Origin of the sequence: Klebsiella pneumoniae, assembly GCF_000742135.1 — a bacterium.
GTDB lineage: Bacteria > Pseudomonadota > Gammaproteobacteria > Enterobacterales > Enterobacteriaceae > Klebsiella > Klebsiella pneumoniae.
Window position 1 is genome coordinate 4,227,941 of the sequence record NZ_KN046818.1, and the last position, 15,533, is coordinate 4,243,473.

Below are 15,533 nucleotides of genomic sequence, written 5' to 3' on the forward strand. Positions count from 1 at the left end.
GGACATTCTATGATCTCTCTTGATGAAGCAATGCTCTACGCCCCCGTTGAATGGCACGATTGCTCCGAAGGCTATACCGATATTCGCTATCACAAATCGACTGACGGGATTGCCAAAATCACCATTAATCGTCCGCAGGTGCGCAACGCCTTCCGCCCGCTGACCGTCAAAGAGATGATCCAGGCGCTGGCGGATGCCCGCTATGACGACAATATCGGCGTCATCGTGCTGACCGGTGAAGGTGAGAAAGCCTTCTGCGCCGGCGGCGACCAGAAAGTCCGCGGCGACTACGGCGGCTATCAGGACGACTCCGGCGTTCATCATCTTAACGTGCTCGACTTCCAGCGTCAGATCCGCACCTGCCCGAAACCGGTGGTCGCGATGGTGGCCGGCTACTCTATCGGCGGCGGTCACGTGCTGCATATGATGTGCGATCTGACTATCGCGGCGGAAAACGCCATCTTCGGCCAGACCGGGCCAAAAGTCGGCTCTTTCGACGGCGGCTGGGGCGCCTCCTATATGGCGCGGATCGTCGGGCAGAAAAAAGCGCGCGAAATCTGGTTCCTGTGCCGCCAGTATGACGCTCAGCAGGCGCTGGACATGGGGCTGGTGAATACCGTGGTACCGCTGGCGGATCTGGAAAAAGAGACCGTGCGCTGGTGTCGTGAAATGCTGCAGAACAGCCCGATGGCCTTGCGCTGCCTGAAAGCGGCGCTGAACGCCGACTGCGACGGCCAGGCTGGTCTGCAGGAGCTGGCGGGCAACGCCACCATGCTGTTCTATATGACGGAAGAGGGGCAGGAAGGCCGCAACGCCTTCAACCAGAAACGTCAGCCGGACTTCAGCAAATTTAAACGGAATCCATAATGCGCGTTTCGCAGGTTTACCGCTGGCAGATACCGATGGACGCGGGCGTGGTGCTGCGCGAGCGGCGGTTAAAAACCCGCGACGGGCTGTTCATCCGCCTGCAGGAGGGGGAACGCGAAGGCTGGGGCGAAATTTCTCCCCTGCCGGGATTCAGTGTCGAGACGCTGGAAGAGGCGCAAATGGCGCTGTTAGCGTGGGCACAGGCCTGGCGCGACGGCGCCGAGCCGCCGCTTCCCACGCAGCCCTCCGTCGCGTTTGGCATCAGCTGCGCGCAGGCGGAGCTTAGCGGCGGACTACCGCAGGCCGCGGATTATCGCGCGGCGCCGCTCTGCTCCGGCGATCCGGATGAGCTATTCGCCAGACTGGCGGCGATGCCCGGCGAGAAGGTCGCTAAGGTCAAAGTTGGCCTCTGGGAGGCGGTCCGCGACGGTATGGTGGTCAATCTGCTGCTGGAGGCGATCCCCGACCTGCAGCTGCGGCTCGATGCCAACCGCGCCTGGACGCCGCTCAAAGCGCAACAGTTCGCCAAATACGTTAATCCGGCGTACCGCCAGCGCATTGCTTTTCTTGAAGAACCTTGCAAAACGCGGGAGGATTCTCGGGCCTTTAGCCGCGAGACAGGGATCGCTATCGCCTGGGATGAAAGCTTGCGCGAGGCGGATTTCCGCTTTGTCGCCGAGCCGGGCGTACGTGCGGTGGTGATCAAACCGACGCTAACCGGCAGTTTGCAGAAGGTGCATCAACAGGTCGCCGCGGCGCATGCGCTGGGGTTGAGCGTAGTGATCAGCTCGTCGATCGAGTCCAGTCTCGGCTTGACCCAGCTGGCGCGGATTGCCGCCTGGCTGACGCCGCAGACTATTCCTGGGCTGGATACGCTGTCGCTGATGGGCGCCCAGCTGGTACGGCCGTGGCCCGAAAGTGCGCTGCCGGTGCTCAACATTGATGCGCTGGAGCCGCTGCTGTGACCTTTAACGACTGGCCCTGGCGGCACTGGCGTCAGCGGCGCGGAGAGGCCCTCGCCTTACGTCTGAATAACCAGCCGTTGACCTGGCGGGAGCTATGCGCGCGGGTTGACGCGCTGGCGTCTGGTTTTGCCGCGCAGGGCGTAATGGAAGGGCAGGGCGTGGCGCTCCGGGCCTATAACCAGCCGGAAACTCTGCTGGCATGGCTGGCGCTGCTACAGTGCGGGGCGCGGGTGCTGCCGCTGAATCCGCAGCTGCCAGCGGTGTTGCTGCAGGCGTTGTTACCCGCGTTAACCATGCAGCATCAGCTGGTGCTGAATGGCGATGTGTTGCCGGGAAATTTACCGATGTTAACCCTGCAGTTGGTCGAGGGCGAGCATGCTGCTTGCTGGCATGGCGATCGGTTGGTGTCGATGACGTTGACCTCCGGTTCAACCGGCCTGCCGAAAGCGGCGGTACATAGCGCCAACGCCCATCTGGCCAGCGCGGCTGGCGTGCTGGCGCTGATGCCGTTTGCCGCAGGAGATGACTGGCTGCTGTCGCTGCCGTTGTTCCATGTCTCCGGTCAGGGGATCGTCTGGCGCTGGCTGCTGGCCGGCGCGCGACTCACGGTACGTGACAAACAGCCGCTGGCGCAGATGCTGCACGGCTGTACCCATGCTTCGCTGGTGCCGACTCAGCTATGGCGCCTGCTGAATGATGATGCTGCGGTTTCCCTCAAGGCGGTGCTGCTCGGCGGCGCGTCGATCCCGGTCGAATTGACTGAACGGGCGCGAAAGCAGGGCATACGCAGCTTCTGCGGCTATGGCCTCACCGAATTCGCCTCCACCGTGTGTGCCAAAGAGGCCGACGGCGCTGCGGATGTTGGCGAAGCGCTGCCGGGGCGAGAGGTGAAAATAGTCGCCGGCGAGATCTGGCTGCGGGCGTCGAGTATGGCCGCAGGCTACTGGCGGGATGGTCAATTGTTGTCATTAACCAACAATGAAGGCTGGTTTGCGACGCGCGATCGCGGAGCATTGCATAACGGTCGGCTGACGGTTGTTGGGCGAATGGATAACCTCTTTTTTAGCGGTGGAGAAGGTATTCAACCGGAAGAGGTCGAGCGTGTGATACTCGCCCATCCACAGGTACAGCAGGTGTTTATCGTGCCGCTGGATGATGCGGAATATGGCCAGCGCCCGGTAGCGGTGGTGGAATGCGATGACGGCTGCGAGTTGAGCGCGCTGGCGGCATGGAGCGCTGAGCGGTTAGCGCGTTTTCAGCAGCCGGTGCGTTGGCTGCGGTTGCCGGAAACGTTAAAAAACGGCGGGATTAAGATTTCGCGCCGGGCGCTGTGCGAGTGGGTCAGGCAGCAGACGCATGCGACCGTATCGTAGCCACCCGCATTATCCCGCGGCATAACGCCGGGTGGGTTGAACGCGGTATGCTGGACTAAAGTAGCCCTTTCAGGCTGAGAGTAACGCGGGTGGCGGCATTAAGATCGTAGTTTTTGAGATCTTCGGCTTTGACCCAGGCGTAATCGTCAAACTCCTCGTTGATCGTCACATCGCGATTGGCGCTCACGCAGTCGAAGATGAGATAGATCATGTAGATCGTTTCCTGATGCCCGTCGGGGTAGGTTTTGACGCGGGTATCGTCGCGAAAGCACCATGGCGCGATATGGGTAAGGATGAGTTTTTCGCCGAGCTCTTCGCGTATTTCCCGCCGCAGCGCCTCTTCAATACGTTCCCCTGGCTCCACGCCGCCGCCGGATAAGGCCCATTGCCCGGGAAAAAACCCCGCGGTCGGCGGCCATTTTGCAAAGCAGATAATGGCCTTCATTCTCGATCAGCGGGCAAACAATCGTCCTTTGGCGCATGGGTTTTCTCCTGCAGAGGGATGGGGCGGTATGCTGGTGAAATAGTTTGCGAGCCGCCTCGGTAAACTGCAAGCGAAATACAGTTCAGGTCTTGTTGAGTGCTACGTTAAGCGAAAATGATTGTATGGAGCACCGCCATGGAAAGGGCGACGAATTCCCCCCACGATGCTGTATTTAAACACCTGCTGTCGCATCGGGCGACGGCCAGGGATTTTCTGGACATTCACCTTCCCGCACCGCTGCGCGCGTTATGTAACCTGAACACGCTGCGGCTGGAGTCCGGGAGCTTTATCGACGACGAACTGCGGGCGAGTCATTCCGATATCCTTTACTCGCTGCAAACGCAGGCGGGGGAGGGCTATATCTATCTGTTGATAGAGCACCAAAGCTCGGCGGACCGCCATATGGCATTTCGCCTGATGCGCTATGCGATAGCCGCGATGCAGCGTCATCTGGATAAAGGGCATACGCAGCTGCCGCTGGTGATCCCGCTGCTGTTTTATCATGGTCGCGTTTCTCCCTGGCCTTACCCGATGTGCTGGCTGGCAGGCTTTGCCGATCCGGACATCGCGCGGCGGATCTATGGTGAAGATTTTCCCTTAATTGATATCACTAGCACCCCGGACGATGAAATCATGCGCCACCGGCGCGTGGCGATGCTGGAGCTGCTGCAGAAGCATATTCGCCAGCGGGATTTGATGGACCTGCATGAGCAACTGGTCAGGCTCCTGGCGCTGGGATACACTAGCCGCAGGCAGCTTAAGACGCTGTTGCACTATTTATTACAGGCAGGAAACGCCGCCGATCCGGTTGCTTTTTTGCGCCATCTTGCGCAAAACGTTCCCCGGCGGCCGCATAAGGAGACGCTAATGAATATTGCCCAGTTTCTGGAACAACGCGGCCATCAGCAAGGATTAAAGCAAGGTCTTGAACAAGGTCTACAGCAAGGTATCGAACAAGGTATCGAGCAAGGTGAGCAGCAGACCGCGGAGCGTATCGCCCGGGCGATGCTTGCTAACGGACTCGACCTGTCGCTGGTGGCGAAACTGACCGGCCTCGCCCCGGAATGTCTGGCCCGGCTGCAGCATTAATTATTCCCTTATCCACTCGCGCCGCGCCGATCGTGCGGCGCCAGCTCTCTGTTTTCGTCAATGTGTCAGCGTTAATCATAATAAACATGAATATTACTGGCGTTGAATAGGCTGTTCGTGGTTCTGGCAACGCTCGATGCCGTAAAAATACGCAACTGGTTACACTCTTGTGAAAATTCATTTCGCCAGGTCATTGATTCCTGATGGGTGCGCAGTAGAATTTTCAGGTTTTTCGGGACTTCTTTGATTTTAATTATCTGGATAGAGTAAATAATGAAAAAAAGCATTTTTATGGCGCTGGCGGGCGTGATGATGGTTTCTTCGGCGGCCCATGCGATTAGCGTTACCGGTGAAGCCGGCGAGCATTACACCAACCTTGGCGTCGGCTTCGGCACCGAGTCCACCGGCCTGGCCGTTTCGGGTAACTGGCTGCACAGCGATAACGACGGCGACGCCGCGGGTTTAGGCCTGGAACTCAATATTCCGCTGGGGCCGTTCCTCGCGACCGTGGGTGGTAAAGGTATTTACACCAATCCGAAACAGGGCGATGAAGGTTATGCGGCCGCGGTCGGCGGCGGCCTGCAGTGGAAAATCGGCGACAGCTTCCGCCTGTACGGCGATTATTACTACTCTCCGGATTCGCTTTCCAGCGGCATTGATAGCTACCAGGAAGCCAACGTCGGCGCCAGCTGGACCATTATGCGTCCGCTTAGCATCCAGGCCGGCTACCGTTACCTGAACCTGGCGGGCAAAGATGGCAACCGCGATAACACCATCGCCGACGGCCCATACATCGGCGCCAGCGCCAGCTTCTAATCTCTTCCGCCGCGGCATCTTCTTGCTGCGCCAGATTTTCCTCCTCGTCAGCATCCCGCTTTGCGTTATAGTATTTCTCACCTGGCAGGCAAGGAGTGAGCAATGTTGAATGTGGAAATGCTGTCCACCGGCGATGAAGTGTTGCATGGTCAAATCGTTGATACCAATGCGGCATGGCTGGCGGATTTCTTTTTTAATCAGGGTTTACCGTTAACGCGCCGCAATACCGTTGGCGACGATCTCGATGCGCTGGTGGCGATTCTGCGCGAACGCAGCGAACAGGCGGATGTGCTGATCGTCAACGGCGGCCTCGGCCCAACCAGCGACGACCTGAGCGCGCTGGCCGCTGCCACTGCGAAAGGCGAAGGGCTTATTTTGCATCCGGAGTGGCTGGAAACCATGACCCGCTTTTTTGCCGAGCGCGGCAGGCCGATGGCGGAAAGCAACCGTAAGCAGGCGGAAATCCCGGCCAGCGCTGAGATGATCAACAACCCGGTCGGTACGGCCTGTGGCTTTGCCATCCAGCTCAACCGCTGCCTGATGTTTTTCACTCCCGGGGTCCCCTCTGAATTTAAGGTGATGGTCGAGCAGGAAATTTTACCGCGCCTGCGCCAGCGCTTTACGCTGCCGGACCCGCCGGTATGCCTGCGTTTGACCACCTTTGGCCGCTCGGAGAGCGAGCTGGCGCAAAGTCTTAATCCGCTGACGCTGCCTCCGGGCGTGGTGATGGGTTACCGCTCGTCGATGCCGATCATTGAACTCAAGCTAACCGGACCGGCCAACCAGCGCGACGCCATGCTGGCCCTGTGGCCGGAGGTGCGTAAGGTGGCTGGCGACAGCCTGATTTTCGAAGGCACGGAAGGGTTACCGGCGCAGATCGCCCGCTGTCTGCAGGAGCGGCAGCTGAGCCTGACGCTCAGCGAGCAGTTTACCAGCGGCCTGCTGGCGCTCCAGCTGTCCCGCGCCGGCGCGCCGCTGCTGGCCAGCGAAGTCGTTCCGGCGCAGGAGGAGACGCTGGCGCAGGCGGCCCGCTGGGCGGCCGAGCGGCGCATAAACCATTTTGCCGGCCTGGCTCTGGCGGTGAGCGGTCAGGAAAACGATCATCTTAACGTGGCCCTGGCCACCCCGGACGGCACCTTCGCACTGCGGGTGAAGTTTAGCGCCACCCGCCACAGCCTGGCGGTACGCCAGGAAGTCTGCGCTATGATGGCGTTAAACATGCTGCGTCGCTGGCTGAATGGTCAACCGCTGGCCAGCGAACATGGCTGGATTAACGTGGTGGATTCCCTCTCGCTGTAAGTCATTCCCCCCGGCGCACCGTATTCTCGGGGCGCCGGTCGTCCAACCTGTTGTACTCTTCTGAAAAAATTCTGTGCGTTAAGTCGCAATTTTCTGCTGCGAACGGTCCAGTTTACGGGAAAACGATTGCCCCGCGATGTCGCTCACACTTTACCGCCCGGACAATCGCAACACTGATTCCAGTATTCAGGATTGGAGTCCAGTATGTTGGAATCAACGAAAGTCCCGGCGCTGACCCGCGCGATTGAGATCCTCAATTTAATTGGCCGCATCGGCCCCTGCAGCGCGGCGACGATAATAGCGGAGCTGGGGATCCCGAAAAGCACGGTGTATCTGCTGCTGGGCGAGCTGAAAAAGCAGCGCTTCATCAGTATGGATAATCAGGATAACTACTGCCTGTGGACCAAGCTGGTGGAGCTGGCCGGGCAGGCGCTGAGCAAAATGGACCTGCGCGAGCTGGCGCGGCCGCGCCTCACCCGGCTGATGGATGAGTGCGGCCTGCTTTGTCATCTGGGCATTATCGATCAGGGTAACGCCTACTACATTCTGAAAATTGAGTCTCCCGCCACCATCAGCGTGCGCTCGCATGAGGGTAAGAGCCTGTCGCTTTACCGCTCCGGGATCGGCAAATGTTTGCTGGCCTGGCAGCCCGCCAGCGTTCAGGCGTCGATTATCGAAGACCTGCAGTGGGAGCGGGCCACGCCAACGACCATCACCGATGCTCAACAGCTGCGGGAAGAGCTGGGGCGGATCCGCGCCCGGGGCTGGAGCTTTGATAATGGCGAGGACTATCCGGATGTGCGCTGCGTGGCTGCCCCGGTATTTAACGCAAATAACGACCTGACCGCCGCCATCTCGGTGGTGGGTACCCGTCTGCAAATCAATGAAGACAATCGCGATTACCTGGCTGGTAAGGCGATTGCCTGCGCGAAAGATATTTCACGTCTGCTGGGGTGGAAAAGCCCCTTCGAACAACTCGCCTCATCATAAGGAGAACATCATGACCCTACCGAAAATTAAACACGTCCGCGCCTGGTTCATCGGCGGCGCCACAGCAGAGCAGGGCGCCGGCGGCGGCGATTACCATGACCAGGGGGCTAACCACTGGATTGACGATCATATCGCCACCCCGATGAGCAAATATAAACAGTATGAGCAGTCCCGGCAGTCGTTTGGTATCAATGTGCTGGGGACGCTGATTGTGGAAGTGGAAGCCGACAACGGACAGACCGGCTTTGCGGTGTCGACGGCCGGGGAGATGGGCTGCTTTATCGTCGAAAAACATCTCAACCGCTTTATCGAAGGCAAATGCGTCAGCGATATCAAACTGATCCATGACCAGATGCTTAACGCCACCCTTTACTACGCGGGATCCGGCGGCCTGGTGATGAATACCATCTCCTGTGTCGACCTGGCGCTGTGGGACCTGTTCGGGAAAGTGGTTGGCCTGCCGGTCTACAAACTGTTGGGTGGGGCGGTGCGCGACGAAATCCAGTTCTATGCCACCGGCGCACGTCCGGACCTGGCGCAGGAGATGGGCTTTATCGGCGGCAAAATGCCTACCCACTGGGGGCCGCACGATGGCGACGCCGGGATCCGCAAAGACGTCGCCATGGTGGCGGATATGCGCGAAAAATGCGGCCCGGATTTCTGGTTAATGCTGGACTGCTGGATGAGCCAGGACGTTAACTATGCCACCAAACTTGCCCATGCCTGCGCCCCTTATAACCTCAAGTGGATCGAAGAGTGCCTGCCGCCGCAGCAGTATGAAGGCTATCGCGAGCTGAAGCGCCAGGCGCCTGCCGGGATGATGGTGACCAGCGGCGAGCACCACGGCACGCTGCAGTCCTTCCGCACCCTGTCGGAAACCGGCATCGATATTATGCAGCCCGACGTCGGCTGGTGCGGCGGCTTAACCACCCTGGTGGAGATCGCGGCCATCGCCAAAGCGCGCGGGCAGCTGGTAGTGCCCCACGGCTCGTCGGTTTACTCACATCATGCAGTGATCACCTTCACCAACACGCCGTTCAGTGAGTTTCTGATGACCAGTCCGGACTGCGCCACGCTGCGCCCGCAGTTCGACCCGATCCTGCTCGGCGAGCCGGTGCCGGAGAGAGGGCGCATTCATAAATCGGTCCTGGATAAACCCGGCTTTGGCGTCGAGCTCAATCGCGACTGCAACCTGAAGCGTCCTTATCAACACTGATTGCGTCGGGCCGCCCGGCGGCCCGCGCCTGAGGATATTATGATGAGCAACACTCTGCTGGAGAGCGTGGTGAAGAAAAACCGCGCCCGCTTAATCCCCTTTATGCTGGCGCTGTACGTGCTGGCGTTTCTTGACCGTTCTAATATCGGTTTCGCCAAAGAGACCTACCAGCTGGATACCGGACTCAGCAATGAGGCCTACGCGCTGGGGGCCGGTATCTTCTTTGTGGTCTATGCCTTCCTCGGGGTGCCGGCCAATCTGCTGATGCGCAAATTTGGCGCCAGGCGATGGATCGGCTGTACCACGCTGCTGTGGGGCGTGCTGTCGGCGGCGATGGCGTGGGCTGATACGGAAGCGAAATTCCTGCTGGTACGTACCCTGCTGGGCGCGGCGGAGGCGGGCTTCTTTCCCGGAATGATCTACCTCACTTCACAGTGGTTTCCCCAGCAAAACCGCGCCAGCATTATGGGGCTGTTTTATATGGGCGCGCCGCTGGCCCTGACGCTGGGATCGCCTTTATCCGGTGCGCTGCTGGAGATGCATGGATTTATGGGCCATCCCGGCTGGTTCTGGATGTTTGTCATTGAAGGCCTGCTCGCCGTCGCCGCGGGAGCGTTCACCTTCTTCTGGCTGGACGATTCGCCGCAGCATGCCCGCTTCCTGAGCGCAGCGGAGAAACAGGCGCTGATAAGCGAGCTGGCGCGCGAGGAGGAGAAAAAGATTGCCTCGCGCCTGTCCGATGCGCTGCGTAACGGGCGGGTCTGGCAGCTGGCGCTGATTTATCTGACCATTCAGGTGGCGGTCTATGGTCTGATTTTCTTCCTGCCCACCCAGGTTGCTGCGCTGCTGGGCACCAAAGTCGGCTTCGTTGCCTCGGTGGTGACGGCCATCCCGTGGGTGGCGGCGCTGTTTGGCACCTGGCTTATCCCTCGCTACTCCGATCGCACCGGCGAGCGACGCAATATTGCCGCCCTGACGCTGCTGGCGGCGGCGGTCGGGATTGCAGTGTCCGGACTGGTGGCGCCGGTGCTGGCTATCATCGCGCTGTGCGTGGCGGCGGTCGGGGTGATCGCCGTGCAGCCGGTCTTCTGGACGATGCCGACGCAGCTGCTGTCCGGCACGGCGCTGGCCGCAGGGATTGGCTTTGTTAACCTGTTTGGCGCCATCGGTGGTTTTCTGGCGCCGATCGTGCGCGTGCAGGCCGAAACGTTGTTCGCCAGCAGCGCCGCCGGACTGTTAACCCTGGCCGGCGTCGCCATTGTCGGGGTGGTCATTATCTTTTCATTGAGCCTTACCCGCGCGGTACCCCAGCGCGGCAGCGTACAGCATTGAATAAAGGAATCGCTATGAACGCACTGTTATCTAACCCCTTCAAACGGGGATTATTACGCGGTGAGACGCAAATCGGCCTGTGGCTGAGCTCCACCTCATCCTACATGGCGGAGATCGCTGCGACGTCGGGATACGACTGGCTGCTGATCGACGGCGAGCATGCCCCGAACACCATTCAGGACCTTTATCATCAGCTGCAGGCGATTGCCCCCTATGCCAGCCAGCCGGTCATTCGCCCGGTCGAGGGCAACCGCAGCCTGATAAAACAGGTGCTGGATATTGGCGCCAGAACCTTGCTGGTGCCGATGGTCGATACCGCCGAGCAGGCTCGGGAGGTGGTCTCAGCGACCCGTTATCCCCCCATCGGGAGCCGCGGCGTTGGCGCCGGCGTGGCGAGAGCGGCGCGCTGGGGAAGGGTGGAGAATTATATGGCGGAGGCGAATGACGAACTCTGTCTGCTGATTCAGGTCGAGAGCCGAACCGCGCTGGAGAACCTGGACGCTATTCTCGAGGTGGACGGCATTGACGGGGTGTTCATCGGTCCGGCGGATCTCTCCGCCTCGCTGGGCTACCCGGACGATGCCGGTCACCCTGACGTGCAGCGGGTGATCGAGCAGAGCATCCGGAGCATTCGCGCGGCGGGGAAAGCGGCCGGATTTCTGGCGGTCGACCCGGCGATGGCGGAAAAATGTCTTGCCTGGGGGGCCAACTTCGTCGCCGTCGGGGTGGATACCATGCTGTATACCCAGGCGCTGGACCGCCGGCTGGCGATGTTTAAATCTGCCAGCGCCCAGCCGCAAGAGAAAACGAGCTATTGACGGCGGAGGCTGGCGCTGGGCTCAGACGAGCGCCTGCGCCAGCACCGTCAGCGGATGCTCGCAGCGTTTGCTGGTGGACATCTCAATCTGCCATTTGCAGGTCTCGCAGTCGGTGACGACGAGGTCGGCCCCGCTCTCCTCAATCTGACGGAACAGCGGGGCGCCGATAGCCTGGGATACCGCGTAATTCTCAGTTTTAAACCCGTAGGTGCCTGCGATGCCGCAGCACTGGGAATCCAGCACCTCCAGCTGCAGGCCGGGGATCAGCCGCAGCAGCTCGAGGGTATACAGCGACCAGCCCATCTTTTCCATATGACACGGGGTGTGATAGACCACCTTCAGCGGCAGCGGGCGCAGCGGTAGCGTCCTGCCGGCAGCCAGCTGTTTCCAGATCCAGCGGGTGGCAAGCTCGACCCGATCGCGAAGATCGCTGTTATCGACATCGAGGAGATGGGGGTATTCATCACGTAGCGTAAAGGCGCAGGTCGAGGAGGTGGCAATGATCGGTAGCGTGTTTTCCCGCATCGCGGCGACGTTGCTCTGCGCCTGCTTACGCGCCTTGTCGAAAAAACCGTTGGCGATCAGCGGTACGCCGCAGCATTTTTCTTTTGATAACAACTGCACCCCGGTACCCAGCGCGTTGACGACGCGAATCAGATCTTTACCCAACTGTGGATGGTTATAGTTGACGTAGCAGCCATGAAAGAAAGCCACCTGTTCGCTGTACTGCTTCTGACGGGCGGCGAGCTGGCGGTAAGCGCGGCGGAAGGTGCCGAAACCATATTTCGGCAGCGTACGCCGGTGATCGATGTTGAGCGTCGCGTCGAGTAGACGGCGCACCGGTTTTAAGCCGGTGGCGGCGTTGACCAGGGGGGCAAAGGGGGTGGAAAGGGTACCCATCAGGTCGGTATGGCTGAGGATGGCGTCGCGCAGGGTCGGCTTTTGCTGGCCGTACTGTGCCCGGGCGCGTTGAATGATATCGCCAATTTTCACATCCGACGGGCAGGCGACCTCGCAGCGCTTGCAGTTAATGCAGTACTTCAGCGCCTCGTCGTACAGCGCGCCATCCTTCAGACGCAGGCGTTCGCCGTCCGGCCCCGCTTGTTTCGGGCCCGGATAGCGCGGATTGACCCGACTTACCGGGCAGGTGGTGGTACAGACCGTGCACTTAATGCAGCTTTCAAAACGGGTATCGTTCATGGCCGGCCTCCGGCAAGGGCGTGGATCTGTCTGGCGGCGTGCAGCGCGGTAACGGCGCAGACGCCGCCGCCACAGCCGAGCTGAATGGCATCGAACCCGCCGAGCAATGAGCCGATGGCGAACAGATTATGGAACGGCTGCCCGCCCAGCAGGGGGCGCAGCAGGGCATCGGTTTTCACGCCGAAGCGCTGCCACGGTTGTGAGGCGAAGAAATCGCGCTGGTACCAGCTTTCCCGTGGCAGGGTCTGGTGAAGGTCGAGGCCGAGGATCGGCTCGCGCACGCTATCGCGAGTGGCGACAAGACCGTTGCTGAAAAAGCTGCCGCTGGCCAGCACGGTAAAGCGCGGACGCAGCGCAATATCGCCCTGATTGCGCGTCCAGACCGCCTCGACGGCGTTCTGTCGATGGCTGATTTTCACCACCTCATCGCCTGCGAGCCAGGCGCCGCCCTCGCGAATGAACTGGCGTTGCAGCTGAGAATGCAAACGCATCCCGGGAACCGAAGGCGGCAGCGTCGGCAGCAGACGCAGCGGGCAGGGTAGACGCGCCTGCAGCCAGTGGTACAGGCGATCGTCGGCGAGGCCAAAACAGGCGGGCATGATCAGCAGGTCATACTGCTGCGCCAGCGGTAGCAGCGCTGCATGCAGGGCCGGCCACATATTCTCATCATCCAGGACGCGGGCGATATTGGCGGCGCGAAACTCGGTCGGGTTGTCACGCAGCACATCCAGCAGCGGTAACTCGATTTCCACCGCCGCGGCGGTAACTCCGTGTTGACCGAGCGCGGCGGCGGCGAGATGCGGCTGAAAATCAGCAAAGCCGCTGATCCCCACCAGACAGGCGCCCTGCGACGGCAGGGGCGCGACAGGCACCTCAAGGGGCGACAGCCATGCCGGGCGCAACGTCCCCAGCGGCGTTACCCGCCGGTGCGGCCGGCGCGCATCGCCCTGCATCACCGCGCCGCAGGCGGCCAGCAGGGCTTCGGCCTGCGTCGCGTATTCGAGCACCGCCTCGGCGCCGAGCCGGGAATAAGGGTGTTCAGGAAGCTGTTCAGCGAGTTGCTGCAGACCTTGTGCGACGTCAGTGACGTGATCGCCGTTGGGCAGCGCCGAGAGCAGGTCTAACGATGCGGAGGAAAAATGCAGCGCGCTCTGCCCGCGGCTGATGATGACGCTGCGCAGGCCGTGCTGATTCAGGGCCAGCCCGCACAGCAGGCCGGCGAGCCCGCCGCCGATAATCGCGCAATCAAACTTCATCCCGGTGCTCCTGTGGCAATCCGCACAGGCCGAGGTAGACCCAGCGGGTGAATTCGCTTTCGCGCAGCGCATCGCCCCAGGCGATGGGCTGCACGCCCTTCCAACGTTCATTGAGAAATTCCGAGAGCTGGGTTAACGACTGCGCGGGCGTGGTGACGTTAAAGCGCTGCAGCAGTCCGGCAGCGCGGCAGGCGCAGAGTTCCCCCTGACAGGTCCCCATGCCAATCCGGGTGCGGCGGCGCAGATCGAGCAGGGTGTTGACCGCCAGGTTTTCCACCGCGTATTTCACTTCACCGGCAGTGACTGCTTCACATTCGCAGACCAGGCTGCGGTGCTGGCGGCTGTCGCCAAGCCAGGACGGGGTGCGATCGCCGTGACGGTAGACGGCCGAGCCGCGCAGCGGGGTGGGGAGGGAGATAATCTTTTGCAGGGTACTTTCCGTTGGCTCCTGTGAACCGGGCAGCGGGGCTTCGGCCGTGGTACAGGGGGTGGTGTTTCCCAGCTTACGACAGACGGCGTCGGTGGCCCACTCGGCCATCAGGCGATAGGTCATCAGCTTGCCGCCGGTGATAGTAATGAAGCCTTCCATACCGTCACGCTGGGCATGGTCGAGCAGGACGATGCCGCGGCTGACGCTGCGCCCGTTGGGATCGTTATCGCTGGCCACCAGCGGGCGGACGCCGGAGTAGGCGCGGAGGATCCGGGTGCGGCCCATGACCGGCGCCAGCTTTTCCCCTTCGCGCAGCAGGGTATCGACCTCCGCCGCTGTTACCCGGTTGTCGTCAATTTCGTCATAAGGAATATGCATTGAGGTAGTGCCGATCAGCGAGATGGTATCGCCGGGCACCAGAATATCGGCGTCGGCCGGCTTACGGCAGCGGTTGATCACCAGGTTGTTAATCCGATGATCGAGGATCAGCAGCGATCCCTTCGCCGGGAACATGGTGATGCGCAGGTCGGCATATTCCGCAATACGCTGCCCCCAGATCCCGGCGGCGTTAACCACCATCCCGGCGTACAGAGTGCGGGCCTGGTGAAGTTGGCGGTCGTATACCTGGACGCCGCAGACGCGATCGCCCCGGCGCAGCAGGCCTGTTACTTCGCAGCCGGTAAGGATCTGCGCGCCGTGTTCGCGGGCGTCGAGCATATTGGCCGCGGTGAGGCGAAACGGGTCGATGGTACCGTCCGGGACCTGCACCGCGCCCAGCAGCGTCGGGTTGACGGCGGGCTCCCGGCGCAGCGCTTCCTGCGGCGAGAGCGGCGTGGCCTCTATGCCAGCCTGCTGACAGGCGTCGATAAAGGTTTGCTGCCATGCCAGGTCATCTTCAGGCAGGGTGATAAACAGCCCATTGGTCGGTTCAATACAGTGGCGGGCGATGCGGCGCAGGATGCGGTTCTCACTGATGCATTCGCGGGCGGATTCGTTGTCGGTCACCGCGTAGCGGGCGCCGCTGTGCAGCAGTCCATGATTCCGGCCGGTCGCCCCGGTGGCGATATCATGGCGCTCAATGAGCAGCGTTCGTAATCCGCGCCGGGCGCAGTCGCGGGCGATACCGGCGCCGGTTGCTCCGCCGCCGATGATAATGACCTCGCTATCAAGACGTCCCGTCATCTTCAGCTCCTCTGCTTTCGTTTAACGCCATTTAGCCACAATTAGTAAGGTTATTGTTTGATTTCGAGCATATTCGCGCGTTATTTGAGCGTGTTATGTGATTTCGTGCTCACATTGGAACGTTTTGTCATATTTCTGTAACAAATTGTGCGATGTTTCACAGTATCAACTCTACGTATTGCCTACCATCGCGACCATATTTGAAGTTGGTGATTA

The 15,533-nt window shown here is 60.8% G+C and carries 13 protein-coding genes and 1 pseudogene; 10 read left to right on the forward strand and 4 right to left on the reverse strand.

Features of this window, described 5'->3' with window-relative positions:
- Positions 1-9 precede the first annotated feature (9 nt).
- From menB to menE, 3 genes are read left to right on the forward strand one after another with little or no spacing between them, the layout of a single operon-like run.
- Positions 10-867: a 1,4-dihydroxy-2-naphthoyl-CoA synthase gene (menB, locus tag DR88_RS05665; protein ID WP_002913098.1), complete on the forward strand. Its 858-nt coding sequence runs from the start codon at positions 10-12 to the stop codon at positions 865-867.
- Positions 867-1,832 carry an o-succinylbenzoate synthase gene (menC, locus tag DR88_RS05660; RefSeq protein WP_004149164.1) on the forward strand — a complete coding sequence of 322 codons (966 nt, stop codon included), beginning with the start codon at positions 867-869 and terminating at the stop codon, positions 1,830-1,832. Before menB ends, menC begins: the two co-directional genes overlap by 1 nt.
- On the forward strand, positions 1,829-3,205 hold the full coding sequence (gene menE, locus DR88_RS05655) for an o-succinylbenzoate--CoA ligase (protein WP_004149163.1): 1,377 nt from the start codon (positions 1,829-1,831) through the stop codon (positions 3,203-3,205). Before menC ends, menE begins: the two co-directional genes overlap by 4 nt.
- Positions 3,206-3,260: 55 nt before the next feature.
- On the opposite strand, the pseudogene nudI reads toward menE, so the two are convergent.
- Positions 3,261-3,687: pseudogene (nudI, locus tag DR88_RS05650) on the reverse strand (nucleoside triphosphatase NudI).
- Between the two features lie 137 nt (positions 3,688-3,824).
- Here nudI and DR88_RS05645 point away from each other — a divergent pair.
- The 7 genes from DR88_RS05645 to yfaU all read left to right on the forward strand — a co-directional run bounded on the left by DR88_RS05645 (position 3,825) and on the right by yfaU (position 11,249).
- Positions 3,825-4,778 carry an Rpn family recombination-promoting nuclease/putative transposase gene (locus tag DR88_RS05645; protein WP_004175025.1) on the forward strand — a complete coding sequence of 318 codons (954 nt, stop codon included), beginning with the start codon at positions 3,825-3,827 and terminating at the stop codon, positions 4,776-4,778.
- 273 nt (positions 4,779-5,051) lie between these two features.
- Positions 5,052-5,594: a YfaZ family outer membrane protein gene (locus DR88_RS05640; RefSeq protein ID WP_032443973.1), complete on the forward strand. Its 543-nt coding sequence runs from the start codon at positions 5,052-5,054 to the stop codon at positions 5,592-5,594.
- A 102-nt stretch (positions 5,595-5,696) separates the two neighbouring features.
- A complete protein-coding gene (locus DR88_RS05635; protein ID WP_004149159.1) occupies positions 5,697-6,893 on the forward strand; it encodes a nicotinamide mononucleotide deamidase-related protein YfaY in 1,197 nt (398 codons plus the stop codon).
- A 204-nt stretch (positions 6,894-7,097) separates the two neighbouring features.
- Complete coding sequence (locus tag DR88_RS05630; protein WP_002913046.1) at positions 7,098-7,883, forward strand: IclR family transcriptional regulator; 786 nt, start codon at positions 7,098-7,100, stop codon at positions 7,881-7,883.
- A gap of 10 nt (positions 7,884-7,893) precedes the next feature.
- Complete coding sequence (gene rhmD, locus DR88_RS05625; protein ID WP_004175029.1) at positions 7,894-9,099, forward strand: L-rhamnonate dehydratase; 1,206 nt, start codon at positions 7,894-7,896, stop codon at positions 9,097-9,099.
- A gap of 42 nt (positions 9,100-9,141) precedes the next feature.
- Positions 9,142-10,431, forward strand: coding sequence for an MFS transporter (locus DR88_RS05620; RefSeq protein WP_002913045.1), 1,290 nt, complete (start codon positions 9,142-9,144; stop codon positions 10,429-10,431).
- Between the two features lie 14 nt (positions 10,432-10,445).
- The gene (yfaU, locus tag DR88_RS05615) at positions 10,446-11,249 is read left to right on the forward strand and encodes a 2-keto-3-deoxy-L-rhamnonate aldolase (RefSeq protein WP_004149157.1); all 804 of its coding nucleotides are present in this window, start codon (positions 10,446-10,448) and stop codon (positions 11,247-11,249) included.
- A gap of 21 nt (positions 11,250-11,270) precedes the next feature.
- Here yfaU and glpC read toward each other — a convergent pair whose 3' ends face one another.
- Genes glpC through glpA form a run of 3 tightly spaced genes read right to left on the reverse strand, consistent with a single transcriptional unit; the run spans position 11,271 to position 15,317 of the window.
- Entirely contained in the window at positions 11,271-12,449 is a 1,179-nt protein-coding gene (gene glpC, locus DR88_RS05610; RefSeq protein WP_002913041.1) for an anaerobic glycerol-3-phosphate dehydrogenase subunit GlpC, read from the reverse strand.
- Complete coding sequence (gene glpB, locus DR88_RS05605) at positions 12,446-13,705, reverse strand: glycerol-3-phosphate dehydrogenase subunit GlpB (RefSeq protein WP_004149156.1); 1,260 nt, start codon at positions 13,703-13,705, stop codon at positions 12,446-12,448. The genes glpC and glpB overlap by 4 nt, the downstream gene beginning before the upstream one ends.
- Positions 13,695-15,317 carry an anaerobic glycerol-3-phosphate dehydrogenase subunit A gene (glpA, locus tag DR88_RS05600; protein WP_004149155.1) on the reverse strand — a complete coding sequence of 541 codons (1,623 nt, stop codon included), beginning with the start codon at positions 15,315-15,317 and terminating at the stop codon, positions 13,695-13,697. The genes glpB and glpA overlap by 11 nt, the downstream gene beginning before the upstream one ends.
- Positions 15,318-15,533: the final 216 nt, after the last annotated feature.